The organism is Pantoea sp. X-Soil-TKNS-1279 (assembly GCF_059730565.1).
The window spans coordinates 1,423,215-1,445,983 of sequence record NZ_AP035948.1 but is presented as its reverse complement, the minus strand read 5'-3'; the positions used below and the strand labels follow the sequence as shown (position 1 = coordinate 1,445,983).

Annotated in this window: 22 protein-coding genes; 7 read left to right on the top strand and 15 right to left on the bottom strand. The window is 58.4% G+C overall.

Annotation, left to right across the window (positions count from 1 at the left end; all coding sequences use genetic code 11):
* Nucleotides 1–103: 103 nt before the first annotated feature.
* Together hutH and hutU are read left to right on the top strand one after the other, a co-directional pair.
* Nucleotides 104–1,660, top strand: coding sequence for a histidine ammonia-lyase (gene hutH, locus AC6I8N_RS06740; RefSeq protein ID WP_415173790.1), 1,557 nt, complete (start codon nucleotides 104–106; stop codon nucleotides 1,658–1,660).
* Between the two features lie 11 nt (nucleotides 1,661–1,671).
* Complete coding sequence (gene hutU / locus AC6I8N_RS06735; protein ID WP_021182520.1) at nucleotides 1,672–3,357, top strand: urocanate hydratase; 1,686 nt, start codon at nucleotides 1,672–1,674, stop codon at nucleotides 3,355–3,357.
* Nucleotides 3,358–3,444: 87 nt separating this feature from the next.
* Here hutU and AC6I8N_RS06730 read toward each other — a convergent pair whose 3' ends face one another.
* Nucleotides 3,445–3,744 carry an Rpn/YhgA-type helix-turn-helix domain-containing protein gene (locus AC6I8N_RS06730; RefSeq protein ID WP_497830331.1) on the bottom strand — a complete coding sequence of 100 codons (300 nt, stop codon included), beginning with the start codon at nucleotides 3,742–3,744 and terminating at the stop codon, nucleotides 3,445–3,447.
* 173 nt (nucleotides 3,745–3,917) lie between these two features.
* Between AC6I8N_RS06730 and AC6I8N_RS06725 the strand changes: the two genes are divergently transcribed.
* The gene (locus AC6I8N_RS06725; RefSeq protein WP_497830330.1) at nucleotides 3,918–5,075 is read left to right on the top strand and encodes a M20 aminoacylase family protein; all 1,158 of its coding nucleotides are present in this window, start codon (nucleotides 3,918–3,920) and stop codon (nucleotides 5,073–5,075) included.
* A 3-nt stretch (nucleotides 5,076–5,078) separates the two neighbouring features.
* Here the strand turns inward: AC6I8N_RS06725 and ybiB are convergent, their stop codons facing one another.
* Genes ybiB through AC6I8N_RS06705 form a run of 4 tightly spaced genes read right to left on the bottom strand, consistent with a single transcriptional unit; the run spans nucleotide 5,079 to nucleotide 9,793 of the window.
* The gene (ybiB, locus tag AC6I8N_RS06720) at nucleotides 5,079–6,047 is read right to left on the bottom strand and encodes a DNA-binding protein YbiB (protein ID WP_497830329.1); all 969 of its coding nucleotides are present in this window, start codon (nucleotides 6,045–6,047) and stop codon (nucleotides 5,079–5,081) included.
* The gene (locus tag AC6I8N_RS06715) at nucleotides 6,034–6,687 is read right to left on the bottom strand and encodes an FMN-binding negative transcriptional regulator (RefSeq protein WP_497830328.1); all 654 of its coding nucleotides are present in this window, start codon (nucleotides 6,685–6,687) and stop codon (nucleotides 6,034–6,036) included. The genes ybiB and AC6I8N_RS06715 overlap by 14 nt, the downstream gene beginning before the upstream one ends.
* Nucleotides 6,688–6,689: 2 nt before the next feature.
* Nucleotides 6,690–8,840 (bottom strand): ATP-dependent DNA helicase DinG, encoded by a 2,151-nt coding sequence (gene dinG / locus AC6I8N_RS06710; RefSeq protein WP_497830327.1) that lies wholly within the window; start codon nucleotides 8,838–8,840, stop codon nucleotides 6,690–6,692.
* A gap of 56 nt (nucleotides 8,841–8,896) precedes the next feature.
* Nucleotides 8,897–9,793 (bottom strand): LysR family transcriptional regulator, encoded by an 897-nt coding sequence (locus tag AC6I8N_RS06705; protein WP_021182514.1) that lies wholly within the window; start codon nucleotides 9,791–9,793, stop codon nucleotides 8,897–8,899.
* Nucleotides 9,794–9,966: 173 nt separating this feature from the next.
* Between AC6I8N_RS06705 and speB the strand changes: the two genes are divergently transcribed.
* Together speB and AC6I8N_RS06695 are read left to right on the top strand one after the other, a co-directional pair.
* On the top strand, nucleotides 9,967–10,926 hold the full coding sequence (gene speB, locus AC6I8N_RS06700) for an agmatinase (protein ID WP_021182513.1): 960 nt from the start codon (nucleotides 9,967–9,969) through the stop codon (nucleotides 10,924–10,926).
* Nucleotides 10,923–12,005, top strand: coding sequence for an iron-containing alcohol dehydrogenase family protein (locus tag AC6I8N_RS06695; protein WP_497830326.1), 1,083 nt, complete (start codon nucleotides 10,923–10,925; stop codon nucleotides 12,003–12,005). The genes speB and AC6I8N_RS06695 overlap by 4 nt, the downstream gene beginning before the upstream one ends.
* Nucleotides 12,006–12,072: 67 nt before the next feature.
* Here the strand turns inward: AC6I8N_RS06695 and AC6I8N_RS06690 are convergent, their stop codons facing one another.
* From AC6I8N_RS06690 to argH, 7 genes are read right to left on the bottom strand one after another with little or no spacing between them, the layout of a single operon-like run.
* On the bottom strand, nucleotides 12,073–13,431 hold the full coding sequence (locus AC6I8N_RS06690; protein ID WP_497830325.1) for an MmgE/PrpD family protein: 1,359 nt from the start codon (nucleotides 13,429–13,431) through the stop codon (nucleotides 12,073–12,075).
* The gene (locus AC6I8N_RS06685) at nucleotides 13,424–14,302 is read right to left on the bottom strand and encodes a polysaccharide deacetylase family protein (protein WP_497830324.1); all 879 of its coding nucleotides are present in this window, start codon (nucleotides 14,300–14,302) and stop codon (nucleotides 13,424–13,426) included. Before AC6I8N_RS06685 ends, AC6I8N_RS06690 begins: the two co-directional genes overlap by 8 nt.
* Nucleotides 14,295–15,140 carry a polysaccharide deacetylase family protein gene (locus tag AC6I8N_RS06680; protein ID WP_497830323.1) on the bottom strand — a complete coding sequence of 282 codons (846 nt, stop codon included), beginning with the start codon at nucleotides 15,138–15,140 and terminating at the stop codon, nucleotides 14,295–14,297. The genes AC6I8N_RS06685 and AC6I8N_RS06680 overlap by 8 nt, the downstream gene beginning before the upstream one ends.
* 13 nt (nucleotides 15,141–15,153) lie before the next feature.
* Nucleotides 15,154–15,975 carry an ABC transporter substrate-binding protein gene (locus AC6I8N_RS06675; protein WP_497830322.1) on the bottom strand — a complete coding sequence of 274 codons (822 nt, stop codon included), beginning with the start codon at nucleotides 15,973–15,975 and terminating at the stop codon, nucleotides 15,154–15,156.
* 18 nt (nucleotides 15,976–15,993) lie between these two features.
* Entirely contained in the window at nucleotides 15,994–16,758 is a 765-nt protein-coding gene (locus AC6I8N_RS06670; protein ID WP_021182507.1) for an amino acid ABC transporter ATP-binding protein, read from the bottom strand.
* Nucleotides 16,759–16,770: 12 nt separating this feature from the next.
* Nucleotides 16,771–17,643: an amino acid ABC transporter permease gene (locus tag AC6I8N_RS06665; protein ID WP_021182506.1), complete on the bottom strand. Its 873-nt coding sequence runs from the start codon at nucleotides 17,641–17,643 to the stop codon at nucleotides 16,771–16,773.
* Nucleotides 17,644–17,653: 10 nt separating this feature from the next.
* Nucleotides 17,654–19,081, bottom strand: a complete 1,428-nt coding sequence (gene argH, locus AC6I8N_RS06660; RefSeq protein WP_021182505.1) for an argininosuccinate lyase — start codon at nucleotides 19,079–19,081, stop codon at nucleotides 17,654–17,656.
* 146 nt (nucleotides 19,082–19,227) lie between these two features.
* Between argH and AC6I8N_RS06655 the strand changes: the two genes are divergently transcribed.
* Complete coding sequence (locus AC6I8N_RS06655) at nucleotides 19,228–20,199, top strand: LysR family transcriptional regulator (protein ID WP_021182504.1); 972 nt, start codon at nucleotides 19,228–19,230, stop codon at nucleotides 20,197–20,199.
* Between the two features lie 127 nt (nucleotides 20,200–20,326).
* On the opposite strand, the gene AC6I8N_RS06650 is transcribed toward AC6I8N_RS06655, so the two are convergent.
* The 3 genes from AC6I8N_RS06650 to AC6I8N_RS06640 are packed head-to-tail and all read right to left on the bottom strand — an operon-like array spanning nucleotide 20,327 to nucleotide 21,875.
* Nucleotides 20,327–20,791 carry a GNAT family N-acetyltransferase gene (locus tag AC6I8N_RS06650; protein ID WP_497830321.1) on the bottom strand — a complete coding sequence of 155 codons (465 nt, stop codon included), beginning with the start codon at nucleotides 20,789–20,791 and terminating at the stop codon, nucleotides 20,327–20,329.
* Nucleotides 20,788–21,315 (bottom strand): GNAT family N-acetyltransferase, encoded by a 528-nt coding sequence (locus AC6I8N_RS06645; protein ID WP_208725071.1) that lies wholly within the window; start codon nucleotides 21,313–21,315, stop codon nucleotides 20,788–20,790. Before AC6I8N_RS06645 ends, AC6I8N_RS06650 begins: the two co-directional genes overlap by 4 nt.
* Complete coding sequence (locus tag AC6I8N_RS06640) at nucleotides 21,312–21,875, bottom strand: helix-turn-helix domain-containing protein (RefSeq protein ID WP_021182501.1); 564 nt, start codon at nucleotides 21,873–21,875, stop codon at nucleotides 21,312–21,314. The genes AC6I8N_RS06645 and AC6I8N_RS06640 overlap by 4 nt, the downstream gene beginning before the upstream one ends.
* Before the next feature lie 149 nt (nucleotides 21,876–22,024).
* On the opposite strand from AC6I8N_RS06640, the gene AC6I8N_RS06635 reads away from it, so the two are divergent.
* Complete coding sequence (locus AC6I8N_RS06635; protein WP_497830320.1) at nucleotides 22,025–22,762, top strand: MerR family transcriptional regulator; 738 nt, start codon at nucleotides 22,025–22,027, stop codon at nucleotides 22,760–22,762.
* The last annotated feature ends 7 nt before the right edge of the window (nucleotides 22,763–22,769 follow it).

The window sequence follows — 22,769 nt, the reverse complement described above, 5'->3', positions numbered from 1 at the left end:
ACACTTATGCTTCACTCGCATTATTCATGGCATCGCCGACAAAACTTCCACAAGCCAGTGTTGTCCGTGATTGCCGCTTTACTTGTATAGACAGGAGTAGACTATGTCAGGTTCGGTTCAGAATATTCGCCTCGTTCCCGGTGAAGTGGACCTCGCCACACTGCGCGCAATTTACCAAGGTGGCGTCGCATTAACGCTGGCTGATGAAGCGCGGGCCGCGATCGATCGCGCCAGTGCCACGGTAGATGCCATCGTCGCCTCGGGCAACGTGGTGTACGGCATCAACACCGGCTTTGGCAAACTGGCACAGACGCAAATCCCGGCGGATCGTCTTGCCGAACTACAACGTAACCTGGTGCTGTCGCACAGCGTCGGCCTGGGTGAACTGCTGCCTGATAATGTTACCCGTCTGGTGGTTGCCACCAAGATCATCAGCCTGGCACGCGGCCATTCCGGCGTCCGCATCGCCCTGATCGAAGCGCTGCTGGCGCTGTTTAATGCCGGTGTGATGCCGTGTATCCCGGAAAAAGGTTCAGTGGGTGCCTCAGGTGACCTGGCCCCGCTGGCGCACCTGTCGCTGATGCTGCTGGGTGAAGGTCAGGTGCGTGTTGATGGCGTGCTGATCCCGGCGACCGAAGGTCTGGCGCGTGTCGGCCTGACGCCGTTTGTGCTGGGTCCGAAAGAAGGACTGGCGCTGCTGAACGGTACCCAGGTTTCCACCGCGCTGGCATTGCGTGGCCTGTTTGAAGGGGAAAACCTGTTTGCCGCCGGATTGATGGCCGGTGCGCTGTCGCTGGAAGCTATCAAAGGTTCGATCAAACCTTTCGATGCCCGTATCCACCAGGCTCGCGGTCAGCAGGGACAAATCAGTGTCGCCGCCGCCGTAAGCGCACTGCTGGAAGGCAGTGAAATTCTCAGCTCACACGCCAATTGTGGCCGGGTTCAGGACCCCTACTCCATTCGCTGCGTCCCGCAGGTTATGGGGGCATGCCTGGATAACCTGAGCCACGCCGCGCGCGTCTTGCAGATTGAAGCCAACGCCGCCTCGGATAACCCATTGGTGTTCAGCGACAGCGGCGATGTGATTTCCGGCGGTAACTTCCATGCCGAACCGGTGGCATTTGCCGCTGATATCATCGCGCTGGCAGTGGCCGAAGTAGGCGCGATTTCCGAACGTCGCCTGGCATTGCTGCTGGATACCGGTTTATCCGGCCTGCCGCCGTTCCTGGTGCGCGATGGCGGCGTCAACTCGGGCTTTATGATCGCCCAGGTGACCGCAGCGGCGCTGGCATCGGAAAACAAATCGCTGGCCCATCCGGGTAGCGTTGACAGCCTGCCGACCTCCGCCAATCAGGAAGACCATGTTTCGATGGCGACCTATGCTGCGCGCCGTCTCGGCAGCATGTGCTTCAACACCGCCGCCGTAGTGGGGATTGAAGCGATGGCTGCCGCGCAGGGCATTGATTTCCATCGCCCTCTGCAAAGTTCCACCCTTATCGAGCAGGAGATGAGCCGTATTCGCGCGCAAGTCGCCTTCCTCGATCAGGACCGTTTACTGGCGCCGGATATTGACACCATGCGCCTGTGGGCCAGCAGCAATGCCTGGCCGGAAGCCCTTTCTGCGCTGCTGCCGAGCATGCGCACCACCAATGTTGAATAAAGGAACTGATGATGAGCGAAACTCTGACCCAGGCAGTTGCCCGTGAAATCCGTGCCCCACAGGGGAGTGAACTGCACTGCGCCAACTGGCTGATTGAAGCGGCTTACCGCATGATCCAGAACAACCTTGATCCTGATGTGGCGGAACGCCCGGAAGATCTGGTGGTGTACGGTGGCATCGGTAAAGCAGCACGCAACTGGGAATGCTTTGAGCAGATTCTGCGTTCGCTGCGCGCGTTACAGCCGGAAGAAACCTTGCTGATCCAGTCGGGTAAACCGGTTGGCGTGTTCCGTACCCATGCTGACGCGCCGCGCGTGCTGCTGGCTAACTCCAACCTGGTACCGCACTGGGCCACCTGGGATCATTTCCATGAGCTGGATAAAGCCGGCCTGATGATGTATGGCCAGATGACCGCCGGTTCGTGGATCTACATCGGTGCTCAGGGCATCGTGCAGGGCACCTACGAAACCTTCGTCGAAGCGGGCCGTCAGCATTACGATAACGACCTGAGCGGCCGCTGGATCCTGACCGCCGGTCTGGGTGGCATGGGCGGCGCACAACCGCTGGCAGGCGTGCTGGCCGGTGCCTGTGTGCTGGCAATTGAATGCCAGGAATCGCGCATCGATTTCCGTCTGCGTACCCGTTATGTCGACCACAAAGCCTATACCCTCGATGAAGCGTTGCAGCTGATCGACGAAGCCACCAAAGCGAAAAAAGCCATTTCGGTTGGCCTGCTGGGCAATGCGGCGGAAATCTTACCAGAGCTGGTAAAACGCGCCAAAGCGGGCGGCATGAAACCGGATATCGTGACCGACCAGACCTCCGCGCACGATCCGGTCAACGGCTACCTGCCGATTGGCTGGGATGTGGATCGCTGGCAGGCCGAGCGTGCCAGCAATCCGAAAGCAGTAGAAAAAGCGGCGCGCGCCTCAATGGCAACCCATGTCCAGGCGATGCTCGACTTCTGCCATATGGGTATCCCGACCGTCGATTACGGCAACAATATCCGTCAGGTTGCGCTGGATGAAGGGGTGAAAAACGCCTTTGATTTTCCTGGCTTTGTTCCGGCCTATATCCGTCCATTGTTCTGCGAAGGCAAAGGCCCGTTCCGCTGGGTGGCGCTGTCGGGCGATCCGGAAGATATCTATAAAACCGACGCCAAACTGAAAGAACTGTTCCCACACCACAAAACGTTGCACCGCTGGCTGGATATGGCGCAGGAGCGCATCGCGTTCCAGGGTTTACCGGCACGTATCTGCTGGCTGGGACTGGGTGAGCGCCATAAAGCTGCGCTGGCGTTCAACGAGATGGTGCGCAATGGCGAGCTGAAAGCACCGATTGTGATTGGCCGTGACCACCTCGATTGTGGCTCCGTTGCCTCACCGAACCGTGAAACGGAAGCGATGAAAGATGGCTCGGATGCAGTGTCCGACTGGCCACTGCTCAACGCCCTGCTGAACACCGCAGGCGGCGCGACCTGGGTCAGCCTGCATCACGGCGGCGGCGTCGGTATGGGCTTCTCACAACATGCCGGGGTGGTGATTGTCTGCGACGGCAGCGCCGAAGCCGATGTGCGTCTGGCCCGCGTGTTGTGGAACGATCCGGCCACTGGCGTCATGCGTCATGCGGATGCGGGTTACGAGCAGGCACAGGCTTGTGCGAAAGAGCATGGGCTAAATCTGCCGATGATGAAATAACCTGGCTGGCGGGCGTCAGGCCCGCCATTTTTTTTCCTGTCTTTGCGCAATTTATCACCCCACAAGACTCGGCAAAATTTGCGTGGTTCAGGCATTGAGCTGCTGTAATTCTTTCTCGCTCAGACCGGTAAATTTCATGATGGTTTTAACGTCGATGTTATCCCGCAGCATACGCTGCGCCACCTGCAATTTCCCCTCCTGAAGCCCCTTCTGAAGTCCCTGCTGGTGAGACTCCTGCCGCCACTGTTGTTCAATCGTCATAATCTGTTCCTTAAGTTGCGGTTTGGCTTGCATCAGTATCTCAACGACCTTATCCCGGTCATCGGTATCCCCATGTCGCAGCAGATAGAAGATCACGTCGATGGAGAGATTATCATTGTAATCCACCGACAGTAACGTGGCTATCGAGTCAAAGCCTACTTATTCCATTTGGATATAGTCTATAGCCAAATTATCCCGTTTCGCGATAGACGCTCTCCGCGCTTGCCACTACAGTGGGAACATAATTTCTTGCGGTACCTGCCCACGGACGTACTGCTGATAATGGAGAATCCTGCCCTATGACCCTGCCTGCCACTTTGCTGGAAAACGCCCTGCGCTGGCGTCGCCAGCTCCATCAACATCCTGAACTGGGTTACCAGGAACAACGTACCAGCGAACTGGTGGCGCAGGTGTTGAAGGATGCCGGTTTGCAGGTGTTTCGAGGGCTGGCAGGCACCGGGGTGATTGGTACGCTGGAAAATGGCCCCGGACCGGTGATTGGCCTGCGCGCCGATATGGATGCGCTGCCGATCACCGAAAAAGGCCATCCAGAGTGGAAATCCAGCCAGCCGGGCGTGATGCACGCCTGTGGTCATGATGGTCACACCGCCGTGTTACTGGCGACAGCCTGTCACCTGGCGGCCACGCGTCAGTTCAGCGGCACGGTGCATTTTATCTTTCAGCCCGCCGAAGAGAACCTCGGTGGTGCCCGAAAAATGGTGGAAGAAGGCCTGTTCCAGCGCTTCCCGATGGATGCCGTCTACGCGATGCATAACTGGCCTGGCCTGCCGGTTGGTTCGCTGGCGGTCAATGCCGGTGCCATGATGGCATCGCTCGATTCGTTTGAAATCACTCTGCACGGCAAGAGCTGCCATGCGGCAATGCCGGAAAGTGGTGCCGATCCCATCGTCGTGGCCGCAGAATTGATTCTGGCGCTGCAAACCATTCCGTCACGCCGCCTGTCACCGCTGGCATCGGCGGTGGTCAGCGTGACGCAAATCCACGGCGGCGAAGCGATTAACGTCATTCCCGAGCAAATCGTGTTACGCGGCACGGTACGTTGTCTGCAAACCGATGTGCGTAACCGGGTACGTGGCCTGATTGAGGATTTTGTCAGTACGCTGCCGCGCCCGTTTGGCGTCAGCGGCGAGATTCACTGGTATCCAGGTTATCCGGTCACCGCTAACCATGAACAACCGGCTGAACAGGTGCGTCAGGCGGCGGTAAGTTTACTCGGTGAGCAACAGGTGCACTGGCAGGTGAATCCGTCGATGGCGTCGGAAGATTTCGCCTGTATGCTGGAAGCCTGCCCCGGTGCCTACTTCTGGCTGGGTGCCGATGGTGCGACACCCTCTGCACCGCTGCACAACGCCTGTTACGACTTCAATGATGAACTGCTGCCCATCGGCATCACCTTCTGGCAGCAGTTGGTGGAGAGTACGCTGGCGAAAGCCTGACCTTCAGATACCGGCCTGGTTGAGGCGCTGTTCAGCGTCAGCCAGGCTGGCGCTTTCCCCACTGGCGACCAGGCAGCAGGCCAGTTGCAAACGCAGCGCCTGCGGAACCGCACGTTCCCCCGCCAGCACCGCACGGATCCAGGTGGCGGTATCCAGCGCACTTTTTGACTCCGGCAACGCGACCTCCCATTCCGGTTGACGCGCAACCCACTCTTCAGCCTCGGCATTTGCCCCCTGAATATAGCTGATGGCCGGGCAGCGCTGCGGATTGGCATAGACTTCGCCTTCAGTCCCGTTCAGCAGCAACGCGGGCGCATCGATATCCTGAAAGAATTTACCGACACGCGGCACATATTCCGGGTGCGATACGCTGGCAAGACGCAGCGCAGCCCGCTCGGCAAACGGCGTTGCCAGTTTCGCCAGGGTGTGCGCGCTATTGCGCACCCCCATACGCCAGCGCAGCGATAGCTGTTTCGCCATCGGCGGACACAGATGATCGATGGTGATAAACGCCAGCTCGCCGTTATCCAACAGCGCCTGCGCTTGTTGCGCACTGGTGGCCGGGTTGATATCCAGCGCCGCCAGCACCGCTTCACTGGTCACTCGCGTTGGGTCATCACTGACGCCGTGCATCAACACCGGAAAGCCGAGTTTGACCAACAGCAACGCCAGCAACGGCGTCAGGTTGCCCTGACGGCGCGCGCCGTTATAGCTGGGAATGACGATCGGCATCGGACGGCCAACAGGTGTTTGCAGGCGCGTCATCTGCTGCTGCATCGCCTGATAAAAGCCACGCATCTCCGCCTCACCTTCTCCCTTGATGCGTAGCGCGATCAGCACACCGCCCAGTTCAAGATCCGGCACTTCTCCGGCCAGTATCGCGCTATACAACGCCACGGCGGTGTCGAAATCGATATCGCGCGCGTGATTTTTCCCGCGCCCGATTTCTTTGATAATTTTATTCAGTTCCATCAGGAGTTTCCGCTTCCAGAGTGCGCCGCATCTCGGCGGCCAAAGAGGTGTTGTGCTGTTGTGCTAAACCGTCGGCCACCTGCTGGCGATCCGTCAGACTGCGGTTTTGATTGAGTTTCCACTTGCCTTCGCGCTGGGTCACGCGAATCTCCACCCCGACAATCGCTTTGATCATACTGTCGATATAAGTGGCCGGGGCATCGCTCACCGCCCACGGCTGCGGCATCCCCTGTTCCTGCTGCGCGGTAAGCCGCTCGACCTGCGCCCGCAGCCAGTCAGCATTATCATGGCGGATCAGTGGACCACGGCAGTGAAGCGTCAGGTAGTTCCAGGTCGGCACCGCTTTGCCGCTGCGCGCTTTTTCTTCATACCACGCCGGGGTGATATAACCCTGTTCCCCCTGGAACACCACCAGCACCGGTATGCCATCCTCCAGCGCTTTCAGATGAGGATTGGCGCGGGACAAATGCCCCTGCAACACCCACTCCCCCTGAGCATCGACCTGCAATAAAAACGGCAACGGCGTTGCCTGCGGGCCATCGTTCCCGTTGGAGATCAACAGCCCCAGCGGATGGCGCAGCACCAGCTGGCGCTGCGCTTCAGCATCCGGCTGGTTAAACGCCCGTGGCGTATACAACATGCTCAACTCCTTCTGCTTGCGCGCCTTCTGCGTGGCGCTGCACTGGATGTGGCCTCGGGCATCGGCGGTTGTTCAATCGGGAACACCGGCAATGCGGCCAGCAGACGGCTGCCATACGGCTTGCTGATCAGACGTCGATCGTAAATAACGATCTCGCCAAAGCATTGGTGACTGCGAATCAGACGGCCTACCTGCTGGATCAAGGTAAATGAGGCGCTGGGTAAACTCTGCACTTCAAACGGGTAGCGTCTGAGGCTCTTCAGCCACTCCCCTTCGGTCAAAATTACCGGACTGTCCACCGGGGGAAAAGCAATTTTATGGATATGTACCTGCGACAGCAGATCGCCTTTCAAATCCAGCCCTTCGGCAAAGGATTGCAGGCCAACCAGAATGCTGGTTTTGCCCTGCTCCACGCGCTGGCGATGCAGCTCCACCAGCCGATAACGTGGCTGGTCGCCCTGCACCAACATCGACAGGCGTAAGTCGGTGACGTGGGTGAGAAACTGCTGCATGGCACGACCACTGGCGAATAACACCAGCACCCCTTTATGTTTCTCTTCCGCCATTTGCGCGCGGAAAAAGCGCGCCATCTCGGCGATATGTTCTGCCTCACTGCTCATCAGCGGTTCATACTGCATCTGAGGGATCACCAGCTTGCCCTGGTCGATATGCTGGAAAGGCGAGTCAAGCGCCACAAAGCGGTCACCCGCCTTCTCATTCAGCCCTGACATTTCCTGTAGCCGGTTAAAGCTATTCAGCGAGCGTAGCGTGGCGGAGGTCACCACCACATGGGGGATTTTACGCCACAGCAGTTTCTCCAGCTGATCGCTAACGCGTATCCCGGCACAGTGAAACAGCAGATGCGCCTGGCCGTCGCGCAATTCACGCGTCACCCATTTGGACACCGGTGCATTTGAGGCTTTCTCCATAGCCGCCAGTCGCCACAGCTTGCTGATGGATTCAAACCAGCCAAAGTGGCGATTGAGCTGCAAAATCGCTTTATGCAGCCGCATGATGTCGGCTTTACCGGTTTGATCGCCCAGCTCATTCAATAACCCTTCCGCCAGACCACGCAGCGCATCGCTGAGTTTGAACAAACGGGCGCACAGCGTCAGCAGTTCTTCCGGCAGTTCCCCCAGCACAAAACGAAACTCACCCGGCTGGTTATGGTCGGGCAGCAGCGGATTCAGGGCGTTGCATAACGTCTGCAACAGCTCGCGCATCTCATCGCAATGGCCTTTCAGCCGCTCCGGATTGGTCAGCGGTGGCGGGGATTTGGGGCGGAACTGCGCCATGATGGTTTCCACCAGGCGCACAAACAGATCCAGTTGCAGGCTGCTCCAGCCAGGGGTGATCTCTGCGCTCATCTCCAGCGCATCACGCGCGACTTCCGGCAAATGGTGGCCTTCATCCAGCACCAGCATCAGGTGTTTCGCGGGCGGCAGCACCGACTCGTTTTCCATCGCCGCCATCACCAGCGCATGGTTCGCCACCACCACATCCGCCTGCTCGATCTCACGTCGCGCCACAAAGAACGGGCATTCACGATACCAGCGACAATGATGGCCCAGGCAGTTGGCTTTGTCGGTGGAGAGTCGCTGCCACAGGCTGTCATTGATCGCGACATCCGTGTGATCGCGCAGCCCATCCCACTGGGAACGACTGAGCTGCTTTTCCAGTCCGGCGCATAACTTTTGCTCCTCTTTGGAGCCGGTTACCGCCTCTTCATCAAGATACAGCAGCAAATCCCCTTGCTGATCTTCGCTGGCCGCCAGCGCGGCGAGGTTGCGCGGGCAAACGTAGCGCCCACGCCCGAATGCAGCGGTAAAGGTCAGGTCGGGAATGATTTTTTTCAGCAGCGGCAGGTCTTTGCTGAAGATTTGATCCTGCAACGCCACGTTGGCGGTGCTGATCACCAGTCGCTTCTCCTCGGCACGACTGACGGCAATGCCGGGGATCAGATATGACAGGGTTTTACCCACCCCGGTGGGCGCTTCAATCGCCAGGTGACGGCCTTCGTCACCGGCCAGGCTTTTCGCCACTTCGGCGATCATCTGGCGCTGTGGCGCACGCGGAATAAAGTCAGGAACCTGCTGTTGCAGCGCCTTATACCATTGCGCAATCTGGCTTTTTATCGCTGCTGTCAGGGCCATTGTCTTAACTGTTTTCGGGAAAATGGCCTGTATTTTTACACAGTATCGCCACAGCGTCAGCTTTCGCTGCTATTTTTTCGCGCTGGATTCAGAATATCTCGCATCGCACGGATCAACGTTTCGCGCGCCCGGCCACGGCGAAAAGCAAAGGAGAACGGCGCGCGGAAGTGGAAATCTTGCGGCAGCAGACGGCAGAGCGCACCCTGTTGTTCCCAGCTACGTGCGTAATGCTCCGGCAGATAACCAATAAACCGCCCGCTAAGGATCAGCGTCAACTGCGCTTCGATACTCTCCACCGATGCATTCGTCTGACGGAAACCACGTTTGTTCAGTTCCTGCTGGTTCCAGTAGCGTCGCGTCACCATCCCGGTTTGCTGCACGGTGCGTACATCCGGCGTCCCCTGCGCCAGCGCATGCTGCGGGCTGCAATACAACCAATGCTGTTCGTCGTACAGCGGAATCGTCACCAGATTGCTGGCGCGCAGCGGGAAGTGACCAATCGCCAGGTCGAGGCGATCTTCCAGTAGCTGTTGTTGCAGTTCATTGGGATCGCGCACGCTGAGGTTGAAAAATACCGCCGGAAAACGCTGATTAAAGCGGGCGATAGCGGCAGGTAAATCCAGCGTGCTGTCGGTGACAGTGGCATCCACCACCCCGAGGGAAAAGGCACCGCCCTGCGCGCTTTTCAGCGTCTCCACCTGCGCCTGCCAGTCTGCCAGCGTGGTCAGCATCTGTTGGCTGTAACGATAAAACTCTTCCCCTTTGCTGGTCAGGGTAAAGCCACCGCGCCCACGCTGACACAGAATAAACCCCAGTTGGGTTTCCAGTTCGCTCATATAGGCGCTGATCGCCGGCGTGGTCATGTTCAGCGCCTGCTGGGCGCGTGAATAGCCCTGGTTTTCCACCACGCTGGCGAACACCTGGAGCAGTTTAAGATTGGGTAACGGTTGCATAATATTGTGACGTAGCGGCGCGATTTATCGCGCCGCTACGTCAGTGCCTCCCTTTTCCTTCAGTGATTGCTGGTTAAAGTTAAGTAATCTCTGAAGTGATTATCTGCTGTCAAGGATTTTTCCCGCTCGCGCATCGGGTCATGATGTCAACCTGTTCAGTTAAGGAGCCGGTCATGACCCATTTTCCCCAACCGCAGGGCGGCAATGAAATGCCGCGTTTCGCCGGACGCGGCACCATGATGCGTTTACCGGCCAGTGAGTCCCCCGCCGATCTGGATGTGGCGTTTATCGGTATCCCGCTGGATATCGGCACTTCGCAACGCAGCGGTACCCGTTACGGGCCACGCGCCATCCGCGCCGATTCGGTGATGATCCGTCCTTACAATATGGCAACCGGTGCCGCCCCTTTTGACTCGCTGCGCGTGGGCGATCTTGGCGATGTGCCGATCAATACTTACAGCCTGCTGAAGTCGGTCGATATCATTGAAGACTTTTACAGCGCGCTAAACCCGTGGCCGCTGATTCCGCTGACGCTGGGCGGCGACCACACCCTGACGCTGCCGATTCTGCGCGCGCTGGCAAAAAAACACGGTCCGATGGGGCTAATTCATGTTGATGCCCATACCGACACCAATGACGAGATGTTTGGTGAGAAGATTGCCCACGGCACCACCTTCCGTCGCGCGGTGGAAGAGGGTTTGCTGGATTGCCAACGCGTGGTACAGATTGGTCAACGTGCGCAAGGTTATGCAGCGGATGATTTTCAGTGGGGTGTCGATCAGGGTTTCCATCTGATCCCTGCCGAGCAGTGCTGGCATCGTTCGCTGACACCGTTAATGGCGGAGGTGCGTGAACGTATCGGTAGCGGCCCGGTTTATCTTTCTTACGATATCGACAGTTTCGATCCCGCCTGGGCGCCCGGCACCGGTACGCCGGAGGTAGGCGGCCTGACCTCAATGCAGGGACTGGAGATCGTGCGCGGTTGCCGTGGGTTAAACCTGGTCGGCGGCGATTTGGTTGAGGTTTCGCCTCCCTATGATTTGAGCGGCATGACCTCCCAACTGGCGGCCAATATCCTTTATGAGATGCTGTGCGTGTTGCCTGGCGTCCGTTATACAGAGAAGAAACAATGACACAAATGAATCTGGTGTTCCCGGCCCGCGTGTTACGCGGCGCGGGGGTGATTAATCAATTGGGTGAAATCTGTGCCAGCCTCGGACAACGCGCGCTGCTGATCGGCGGTCATCAGGCGCTGCAAGCGGTGGAAGCGCAGGTACGCGCCCAATTGCTGGCGGCGGATGTGACGCTGCTGGCGCAGGAGTGGTTTGGTGGCGAGACGTCGATCAACCAGATCAACCGACTGGCAGCCATCGCCATCGAGTTGCAGGCAGAGGTGATTATCGGTGTTGGCGGCGGCAAATCGCTGGATACCTGTAAAGCCGTGGCGGCGCAGCTTGGCTTGCCGGTGGTGACCATCCCCACCATCGCCGCAACCTGTTCGGCGGTGACGCCGCTGAGTATCCGCTACGACGATAACGGTAACTTCTTTGATATCTTCCCACTGCCACAGGCTCCGGCAGCGGTGGTGATCGACAGCACGCTGCTGGCAAAAGCCCCAGCCCGCTGGCTGGCTGCCGGGCTGGGCGATACGCTGGCGAAATGGTATGAGTTCCGTGCCGTCAGCACCCGCCATCCGGCCAAAGAAGGCAACGCGCTGTCATCCCTGGCGCACAGCAAAATTTGTTATGACGTGATTGCCGAACATGGCCCGGCCGCCTATGCCGCTGTGCTGCGCGGTGAGAGCAGCTCCGCACTGGATCAGGTACTGGATGCCATCTTTACCTGGGCGGGTTTAACCTCGCTGATGAGCAACGGAGCACACGCAGCGGCATCTCATGCTATCTACGAAGGCTTTACCTTCTGCGATAAGACGCGCGAGTTTGGTCATGGCCTGCTGGTCGGCTTCGGCAATCTGTGTCTGCTGGCGCTGGAACAGCGCAGCGATGACGAAGTGCTGGCAGAAATGCGTCTGGCACGCGATTGCGGTGTGCCACTGCAACTTCGCGAGATCGCCGATCTGGATTCCGCCGAACTGGCGTTGATTGTACGTGAGTCGGTGCATGCGCCGGATATGGCGAACATGGCGGAAACGGTGACGGAAGAACGTTTGCTGGCGGCAATCGCCCACGTTGAGGAGCTGGCAGCACGGTAACCGCGCGATAAATCGCGCCGCTACGAGAGGTACAAACATGTGTAGCGGCGCGATTCATCGCGCAAAGTTAATGTTGTTTGACTGCCAGCAGCGCCGTAATCTGACTCACATCGCGGATGTCATCCAGCGCCATACACACCGCTTCCAACTGCGCTACCTGCGCTTCTGGCAGCACACGCGCCGCCAGGCTACGGTATTTCTCCAGTAACGCGTCCAGGCTCAGCGGGTTAGCGGGCGCACCAGAGGGCACCGCGACATGCTGCTGCCACTGCTCACCTTGCACCGTCTCCAGCCGCACCCAGGGTTCAGCGTCGCGGTTCTGTTCAGGATCGATCACCAGCTCCACCCGCGCCATCAAGGCTTCTGCATCAGGATGCTGGCGTTTTGCCTCATCATAGCTGGCCAGGTCTGCCGCGCCATACAACGCGCGCGCCGTCAGCGCATAAGGCAAACTCATCTGCGCCGCCGCCAGACTGGCGACATCACGGGTGCCACACATCTCCAGCAGGAAGGGGTTTAGCCCCACCACAATGCGCGCGATATCTGCGGTCGCCAGCGCTTGTTGCTGCAACAGCATACCCAGCGCATCAATTGCCGAATGGGTGCCACGACAGGCGGCATAGGGTTTGATCGAACAGCGCGCCAGCTTCCACACCACGCCGAGATCGGCCACCAGCGCCTCGGGCTGCTGAGTGTCCGGCGCCAGGGTTTGCAGGAAGCCACCCCAGCGCGGCTCGAAGACCGCCGCAGGACCGCTGATGCCACGTTGCGCCAGCAGTGCTGCCTGTACCCCACCTTCCGCCGCACGCGCTGCGTGCAGTTTTTTGGTATGCGAACCGTCGTGAATAAAGCCCCACAATCCCCCACTGAAACTGGCCGCAATACCCAGCGCCGAAGCGCTTTGCGCCGGGGTGAGTTGCAACAGCGAACACACCGCTGCCGCCGCGCCAAACACGCCACAGCTGGCGGTGGAGTGCCAGCCCGCACCGTTATGCGCCGAATAACCGCCGCAAGCCTCCAGCACCCGACGCCCAATGTCATAACCGATCACCATTGCGGTCAGCAGCGCCTGGCCACTCACTGGCTGCGGGGCCAGCGGCAGCACTGCCAGCAACGCCGGGATCACCACCGCACCGGAATGGTCACAGCCCCCGGTATCGTCCAGCTCATACATATGCGCCGCCACGCCATTCAGCCACGCTGCCTGACGGGCATTGACCTGTTGCGCGCTGCCCCACACCTGCGCCTGAGCATAACCGCCCTCGGCCTCGACCAACGTCTGGCACTCACGCCAGATCGGGCTATCGCTACCCGCCAGCGAAGCGCCAAGGGTATCGAGGAAGTGACGTTTAGCCTGCTCCAGCAGCGCCACAGGCAACTGGTCAAAACGGGTTTCAGCAATAAAACTCGCCAGCTGATTAAGCATTGTTCTCTCCGATGATGCGGGTGAAAACTTCAGCCGGATGATCCGCGCCGTTGTCGGGTTGGCTCTGCCAATGCGCTGCCACCTGCTGCGCCGTGGCGATCCATACGTTGTGTTGTTGCAGCGTATCGAGCAGCGATCGCAGCAGACCAATGCGTCCGGCCGTGCCGATGATCTCCGGGTGCAAACGCAGCAGATAACACAGGCCAAAACGATGGAAACCGCGGAAATCCTGGGTCAGGTTGTCGAGGGTTTCGCCATAGGGGGCAATACGCGACTGTCCCGGTGGAATCGCCGGACTGAGGTTAAAGGCAAAATAGGGTTCATCTTCCAGCGTGTAGTGCATCGGCAGTTCCACCAGCCGGGTGCCGGGGTGGAAATAGGGCAGATCGTCTCCGCGCCAGCTGGAGGACCAGCGAATTCCCTGCTCAATCAACGCCTGGGCCAACCCCGGTTTCCACTGCCCTGCCGGGGTACGAAACCCCTGAATCGGTTGGCCGGTTAGCTGCGCCAGTTTGTCGCAACCCCGCGTGATGCTGGCAATTTGTTGTTCCAGGGTCAGCGTGGAGAAATCCTCATGGCGGTCGCCGCTACAGGCGATTTCATGGCCATCGGCGATGATGCGCTGCACCAGCTCCGGCTGCTCCTCCGCCACAATCGCTGGCAGACACCAACTGGCTTTGAGCTGTTTTTCCGACAGCAGACTCAACAGACGATCGACACCGCGCAGCGTGCCATAGCGCCATACCGACAGGGTTTTGTCGCGCCCTGCCACCGCCGGTGCCTGGGTGAGAATGCCATGAATATCGTTAAAATCGATGGTGATAATCGCCGCCGACTGGAAGCCCAGCGGCCAGCGGGAAGATTCAGTCATGCTGCTGCTCCTGCAAGTACCACTGCGCCACCGCATCGCAACGCGCAAACCACACATCATCGCGCGCCGTCATATGTTCAAACAGCTGCTCCAGCAGCAGCAACCGCCCTGGCTGACCGGAGATTTTCGGATGGAACAGGGTGGTCAGGCATAAGCCCTCATCCATCGCGCCATCAAATTCGCGCTGCCAGTTGTCGCGGGTGTGGGCATAGCTGGCAATACGATCGCCGCCTTTCGGGAAGTCCGGCTGGCGCGTATAGGCCAGCGAGGCGTAATCATCCATCTCCCATTTGCCGGGGATTTCCACCAGCGGCGTATGTCCGGCTACCGGGATGCTGTAGGGACGATCGTCGCCGCGCATACTGCTGGAGTAGATCACCCCAGCGTCACGCAGGATCTGCGGCGTTTCTGCATGCCAGTCACCTGACGGCGTGCGAAAGCCACAAGCGGTAATGCCGAGATATTGTTTAAAGATCGCCGCCGATTTTGCCATCACCGCCCGTTGTTCTTCCGGCGAAATCGCCCAGAAAGATTCGTGGCGATAGCCGTGATAAGCCACTTCGTGGCCCTGCTCAATAATCGCCTGGCACTGCTGCGGCCACTGCTCCACCACCCACGCGGGAACAAAGAAGGTGGCGGGCAGTTGAAACGCCCGCAGCAGATCGAGCAAACGCCCGAGCGCGCGGTACGGCCCGTAAGCGCCAAAGGTGAAATACTCCGGCGTCGACCACAGGCTGCCATTCAACATGGCATCGCCGGTGGGACCATCAAGGTCAAACGCCAGCGCCATACAGCCGCGCTTGCCCTGTGGCCAGCGCACTGCGCCCGGTTGTTGCATCAGCCGTCTCCTGTTAGCCCTGGTTTACCGTGGCTTTTGCCACACCGTTGTCGCCCAGACCCCATTTGCTGAGGATTTTCTGGTAAGTGCCGTCGGCAATCATTGCATCCAGCGCGCCCTGCACGGCGGAGGTCAGATCCGATGCATCTTTACCGATCGCCATGCCGGTGTACTGGAAGGAGAAGGCTTTATCGAGCGGCTTAAAGGTGCCCTTTTCCAGGTTCATGATGTACGGCAGGGTTTCGCTGCCCTGTACCGCGCCATCCAGACGACGTTGACGCAACTGAGTGCGGGCATCCGCCGTCCCTTCCGCCCCGACCACAATGATGGCGGGCTTACCGGCGGCTTCGCAGTGGGCTTTGCTCCAGTTAGCAATTTCCTGCGGGAAGGTGGTGCGACGGCTGGTGCCTACGCGCTTGCCGCACAAATCCATCGCGCTGTTGATGTCGCTGCGCGCGGATAAGGTGTAGAACTGCGGGCCGGTTTTGAAGTAGTCGATAAAGTTAACCACCTTCTGCCGTTCTTTGGTGTCGGTCATACCGGACATCACCATATCAACGCGTTTGGTCACCACGGCGTTGACCATCTGTTCGAACGCGATCTCCTGCCAGTTGATCTTCACGCCCAGCTTCTGACCAATCGCCATGCCGAGATCGTAATCGACGCCGGTCAACTGGTTGCTGGCCGGATCTTTAAAATCCATCGGCGGATAGTTCGGCATGATCGCCACGGTCAAACCTTTTTCTTTGATCGACGCTGGCACAGCGATATCGGCCCAGGCCGACGATTGCAGCAACAGCGCGGCACTTACGGCGCTCAGTAACAGTTTTTTCATTCAAATCACCCCGGTCAGTTAAAGAAGAATCGCGTTGATAAAGTTTTTCATCCGTGGGTTTTGCGGGTTCAACAGAATGTCTTCCGGTGCGCCCTGCTCGATAATGCGTCCCTCGTCCATAAACACCACCTGGTTCGCCACTTCACGGGCAAAGCCCATTTCATGGGTAACGACCAGCATGGTGGTGCCTTCTTTTGCCAGTTGACGCATCACCGCCAGCACTTCGCCGACCATTTCCGGATCGAGTGCCGAGGTGGGTTCATCAAACAGCATTAATTTCGGTTTCATCGCCAGCGCACGGGCAATCGCCACGCGCTGCTGTTGGCCGCCGGACAGCGACTGTGGATAGTCGTGGGCTTTGTGCGCCAGTCCGACGCGATCCAGCAGCGCCATCGCCTCTTCGCTGGCTTCACGTTTCGGACGCAGCAGCACGCGGCACGGTCCTTCGATGATGTTTTCCAGCGCGGTTTTATGCGGGAACAGATTGAAGCGCTGAAAGACCATGCCGGTTTGCAGGCGCTGGCGGGCGATCTGCTTATCACTTAACGGGTAAAGTTTGTTGCCGTTGATACGGTAGCCTGCCAGTTCGTTATCGACCCAGATCCCCCCCTGGTCGATTTTCTCCAGTTGGTTGATACAGCGCAGAAAGGTGCTTTTACCGGAGCCTGATGGCCCGAGAATGCACATCACCTCACCGTAATTCACCTCAAGGCTGACATCCTTCAAGGCGTGGAACTGGTCGAAATATTTGTTCACCTTGACGGCGCGCACGATGTTTCTCATCTCTCTCACTCCTTAGTGACGACGGCGATGGCCGCGTGAGAAGTAGCGTTCCAGCTGGCTCTGACCAAACGACAGCACCGTCACCACAATCAGGTACCAGATACCGGCCACAAACAGCAGTTCCATCACGCGCGCGTTGGCGAAGTAGATGTTCTGGGTGTTGTAGAGCAGTTCCGAGTACTGGATCATGCTCGCCAGACTGGTGGTCTTGATCATGCTGATAAATTCGTTGCCTACCGGCGGCAGGATGACGCGCATCGCCTGCGGCAAAATAATGCGCTGCAACGCCTGCAAACGCGGCATACCGATGGCTTTCGCCGCCTCATACTGACCGGTATCCACCGACAGCAGACCGGCACGTACCACTTCGGAGGTGTACGCCCCCTGGTTGATGCTCAGGCCGAGCAGTGCCGCGAGGAACGGTGTCATGACGGTGACGGTTTGTACGCTGAACACGCCGGGAATGCTGATGGTGGGAAACACCAACGCCAGGTTGAACCACAACAGCAGTTGCAGAATCAGCGGCGTGCCACGGAAGATCCAGGCATAACCAACCGCGATGTAGTGCAGCACCGGGTTGGGCGACATGTACATGATGGCGGTGATCACCCCGAACAACACGCCGAAGCCCATCGCCAGCACGGACATAATCAGGGTGTTGACCACCCCGTCGAGAATCGCTTTGGCGGTAAAGAACTGGCCGACAAACGACCATTCGATATTGCCGTGCGCAAAGGCGTTAACCAGCAATGCCAGCAGGATCAGGATGACCGCCGAGGCGGTGATACGGCCATAATAACGGCGCGGCACCACCTGATAACGATCGAGATCGTAATGCGGTTGGCTACTGACGTTGTTGGTTGCGGTGGTGGTCGATTGCGACATCAGCGTCTCCTCAGGCGCGCGGGCCAGCGTAGTCGTCAGCCCACTGTTGCTGGGCCTGCATCAGGGTTTGCAGACGCGCCAGTTGCTCGCGTACCCGCACCGGTGCCGTACCGCCGTAACCGTTACGGACTGCCAGCGCGGATTCGAGCGTCAGTGCGCCACGGACTTCGGCGGTCAGACGGCTATCGACCGCCTGTAACTGCGCATCACTCAGATCGGACAGGCCACAACCTTGCTGCTCGCACAGCTGTACCAGTTGACCGGTGATTTCGTGTGCTTCACGGAACGGCACGCCGCGCATCGCCAGCCAGTCGGCCACTTCCGTCGCCAGGGTGAAACCATCCGGGGCCTGCTCACGCATCACCTCGGTGTTGAATTTCAGCGTCGCCATCATGCCGGCCATCGCAGGCAGCACCAGCAACAGGGTATCGACGGCGTCAATCACGTTGCGTTTGTCGTCGCTCAGGTCGCGGTTGTAAGACAGCGGCATCGCTTTCATGGTGGTGAGCAGCGCCGTCAGGTTGCCGACCAGGCGGCCCGAACGGCCACGCGTCAACTCGGCGATATCCGGGTTCTTCTTCTGCGGCATGATCGAGCTACCGGTGGCGTAACTGTCGTGCAGCTCAACCCAGCGGAACTGACGCGAGGCCCACATGCACACCTCTTCACACAGGCGCGACAGGTTGATGCCAATCATGCTGGTGACAAACAGGAATTCGGCGGCGTAGTCACGGCTGGCAACCGCATCAATTGAGTTCTCGCACGGCGCGAGATAGGCCAGGTCGGCGGCGGCTAATTCTGGCTGACGCGCAATGGCGGAACCGGCCATTGCAGCCGCGCCGAGCGGGCAGCGCGCACTACGGCGATCCCAGTCCTGCATACGTTCGATATCGCGGGCGAAGGATTGCGCATGCGCCAGCAACTGATGACCAAACACAATCGGCTGCGCCTGTTGCAGATGGGTAAAGCCCGGTGCCACGCTTTCGGTGTGCTGTGCCGCCTGCTCGACCAGCGCCTGTTGCAGCCCGAGCAGCGCGGTGACCACCTTACGGCCGTTATCGCGCAGGTAGAGGCGCAGGTCGTTGACGGTTTGATCGTTACGTGAACGACCGGCTCGTAACTTGCCGCCCAGCGGCCCTAAGCGTTCAGTCAGCGCGCGCTCGACAAAGGTATGCACATCTTCATCCGCCGCGATGGGATGCAACTGACCGGCGCGGAACTCAGCATCCAACTCATCAATTGCCGCCAGCATGGTGCTCAGTTCCGCGTCGCTCAGCAGTTCGCCACGCGCCAGTTCACGGGCGTGGGCACGGCAGCCAGCAAAATCGTAAGGAGCCAGGGCAAAGTAGTAATCCGGGCTACGCGACAGCGCGGTTAAACTGGCCGCCGGTGCGGCTTTAAAACGCGCACCCCATAACAGTTCTGCTTTCTCAGACATGCAATTTCCCCTTACCAATAATCAATAGCGAGATAAATTAGGCACCAGCGATAATAAAAACTTATTTTATTGCTACGCTGGTAAACGCGGCTCATTTCAGGTTCACTACACTTTCACCGCAATAATTCCGGAGTTGAATAGCAAAGATGGAAAGTAAAGTTTCCCAGTCTGGAAACAATGCAATCAATCGCAGCGACAATGCGGTGCTGGCATTAAGTAATATCGATTTAAAATTGCTGCGCGTATTTAAATGCGTGGTAGAAGCCGGTGGATTAACTGCCGCCAGCCACGAGCTGAATATTGGTCTGGCAGCAATCAGTAAACAGGTTTCCGATCTGGAAATTCGCCTCGGCATGACGCTGTGCAGTCGTGGGCGCGAAGGCTTTGAACTGACGCAGTACGGTATCAACGTCTATCAGGCGACGCTGGAGTTGTTCGTCTCGCTTAATTTGTTCCGCGAGCGGCTGCACAACAGCCGCAACGAGCTGCTGGGCGACATCGCGATTTGCGTGGTAGATAACACCATCTCCGACCCGCACTCCCCGGTCACCAGCGCGGTGCAACAGCTGCACCAAAATGCACCAAAGGTGCAAATCCGTCTGCAAACGGCACAATTAGATGATATTGAACGCGGTATTAGCGAAGGGCGTTTTCATTGCGGCATTGCGCCGGTTTATGAAATGAAAAGTGATTTCGATTACTTCCCGTTATATAAAGAATATTCGAAATTATATTGCTCTGCTGGTCATCCACTTTATTCCGGCAGCGCCGACCATAAAATATCGCTGGCATTATTACGCGAACAAAAAGTCATAAATCATTTATATGTTACGCCGCGCGATGCACGACGACTTATTCCATTACAGGACAGCGGCGTACAGGCTGTTCAGGTTGAATCCGTCGCCATGCTGATTCTGACCGGGCATTTTATTGGCTATTTACCCGAACACTACGCGGCGGCGTTTATTGCACGCGGCCAGTTGTGTGAATTGGGGGATGAATCGATTCGTATGGAGAATCCGTTCTGCCTGATGATGAAGAAGGGCCGCAAAATAAATCCGATTATTAAGCTGTTTATGCAGGCGCTGGCGATCCCGGAGGCGGAAGCGGCGCACTGATTTGGTGCAATGGATGAGGTGCGCGCGGTTGCCCTCACCCCGCCCCTCTCCCGCAAGACGGGAGAGGGAGATGTGCAGTATGCCAATCCGTGCACGATCAGTCCCCTCTCCCGCTGGCGGGAGAGGGTTAGGGTGAGGGAAACACTAAGCTTTTCCCCAGACACTGCGCCGCCGTATTACCCACATAATGTCCAAAGGGTGCAATCGGCTGATACGCCTGGCGGGCATAAAACCTTAACGCGCATTGATTCACCTTGCGAGTCTCCAGCCACATCGCCTGATAGCCTTGCGCCCGCGCCTGCTGCTCCAGATACTGCAAAATCGCTGCGCCAATGCCCTGCCCGGCGTTTAACGCATACATGCGTTTCAGCTCCGCCACCCCAGGTTGCAGCGGGCGAAACGCGCCACAGCCCACCGGCCTGCGTTGCTCATCACGCGCGATCACGAAACAGCTGCCCGGCTGCTGCATTGCGTCGGGATCAAAGGTGGCACGCCCGCTGCTGCCGGTCAACTGTGCCAGGGTAGCTGACAGACGATCCAGCAACCATTCAGCGTCCGGCTGCTGAATCGACTCCGGCGTCACCACGATCATGCAGGCAGCCGCAAGGTTTTAAACATCACCGTTGTGGCGTCCAGCACCCCGGCGGTGGATTCGGCATAGTGGGGAATGGAGCCGGCAATTTTCCAGTCGAGCGACAGGTAGAGATCGGTCGCCACATCGCCGCTGCGCGTGTCCAGCACCAGCAAGGTTTTGCCGTTCTCCGCCGCCAACTGTTCCGCCTGCTGCATCAACCGACGTCCAATCCCCATGCGACGCGCGCGCGGGTGCACCAGCAGCTTACTGATCTCTGCGCGGTGGCGACCGTTCGGCATGGCGCTGTACCCCACCATGACCGTCGCCACGATCTTTCCGTGCAGGCGTGCCACCAGCAGTTGATTGTCGCCGCTGGCAAGGCTGAAGATTTTGTCCTGCCAGAAACGTTCCATCACCGCACGATCGTTAGCATCGATAAACCCGACGCTGGCCCCCTCCGCCACACATCCCTGCAACACATCACATAACGCCCCCACCAGAGGCTGCGCCTGGCTGGCGCTAAGCTGTTCGATCTCAATCATGGTTTGCACACCACCAGAATGTAACGTGCACCACCCTGCGGGTGCGCGGTAAAGGAGGATTTGCCGGTCAGATGGAAGCGCAGGCAATCACCCGCCTGCAAAGTCCAGCTTTGCGCATCCATGCTGATGGTCAGCTCGCCGGACTGTAACCAGATATGCTGCTCCAGCCCCTGAATCGGCGGCGCGTCATAATCAATACGCGAACCGGGTTGTAACACCCCTTCCACCATTTCTGCTCTAAAATGAGTGGCAGGCGGCGAAACGTTGCGGCGCTGAAAGCCGCTCAGTTCATCGACCCACACCGGCTGCTGTTCGGGTTTAAGTAACAACAGCGCGTCGTCTTCGACCTCACTCAGCAGGCGCGACATGGTGAGGCCATAGGCGACACAAAGTCGATTGAGTAATGCTGCCGTTGGACTGGTCTCAGCGCGCTCAATGCGCGACAATGTGGCCCGACTGATGCCGGTGGCCATCGCCAGTTCATCCAGTGACCAGCCGCGTTGCAGGCGCAATTCAGCCAAACGAGCGGCCAGCCGATCTTCGGTATCCGGTTCAGACATCATCACCTCTCAATTACGGGAAATAATCTCATAATTGAGATAAAACCTGAAAACACACTCTCCGTCAAGTTGTACACGGAAAAATATGTTGTACAACTTAATCACCGCGGTTAAGGTGTGGCGATGCAGGTCAGTATATTGAGGAAGATATGGCCTTATACAGTATCGGCGACGTTGCCGAACGCTGTGGAATCAATCCGGTAACACTTCGCGCATGGCAGCGACGTTACGGTCTGTTAAAGCCCCAGCGCACCGAAGGTGGTCACCGTCAGTTTGACGACGAAGATGTTCAGCGCATTGAAGAGATCAAGCGCTGGATAGAAAGCGGCGTGCCCGTTGGCAAGGTCAAGGCCCTGCTGGAAGGGGAAAGCGTCAATGTGCACGACGGCTGGAATACGTTGCAGGAAGAACTGATGAGCATATTGCGCCATGTCAGACCTTCAAAGTTGCGTGCCAAGATCGCCACGGTCGGACGTGAGCATCCGGTGGATGCGCTGATTGATCATGTGATTGTGCCGGTTCGCCAGCGTCTCGGATTAGATCAAAACACCGCACGCGCCATGTGCAGCCTGCTTGATGGCGCGTTAATAGATTACGTGGCGTTTTGCCTGACCGGATCGCGTAAAAAAGCCGGCAAAGATGCGCTGATGATTGGCTGGGGCGTTGACGATCGCACCCGCATCTGGCTGGAAGCCTGGCGTCTCTCGCAACAGGGATGGCGTATGGATGTGTTGGCGGAACCGCTGGAACTGCCGCGCCCGGAGTTATTCCCCGGTCAGAATCTGTTTGTCTGGACCGGCAAAAAGCTCACCCGTCGTCAGCATGAACAACTGGAGCACTGGCAGGCCCAGGGCTTTAACGTTCACCTCCACGACCCCAACGCGTAAAAACGCA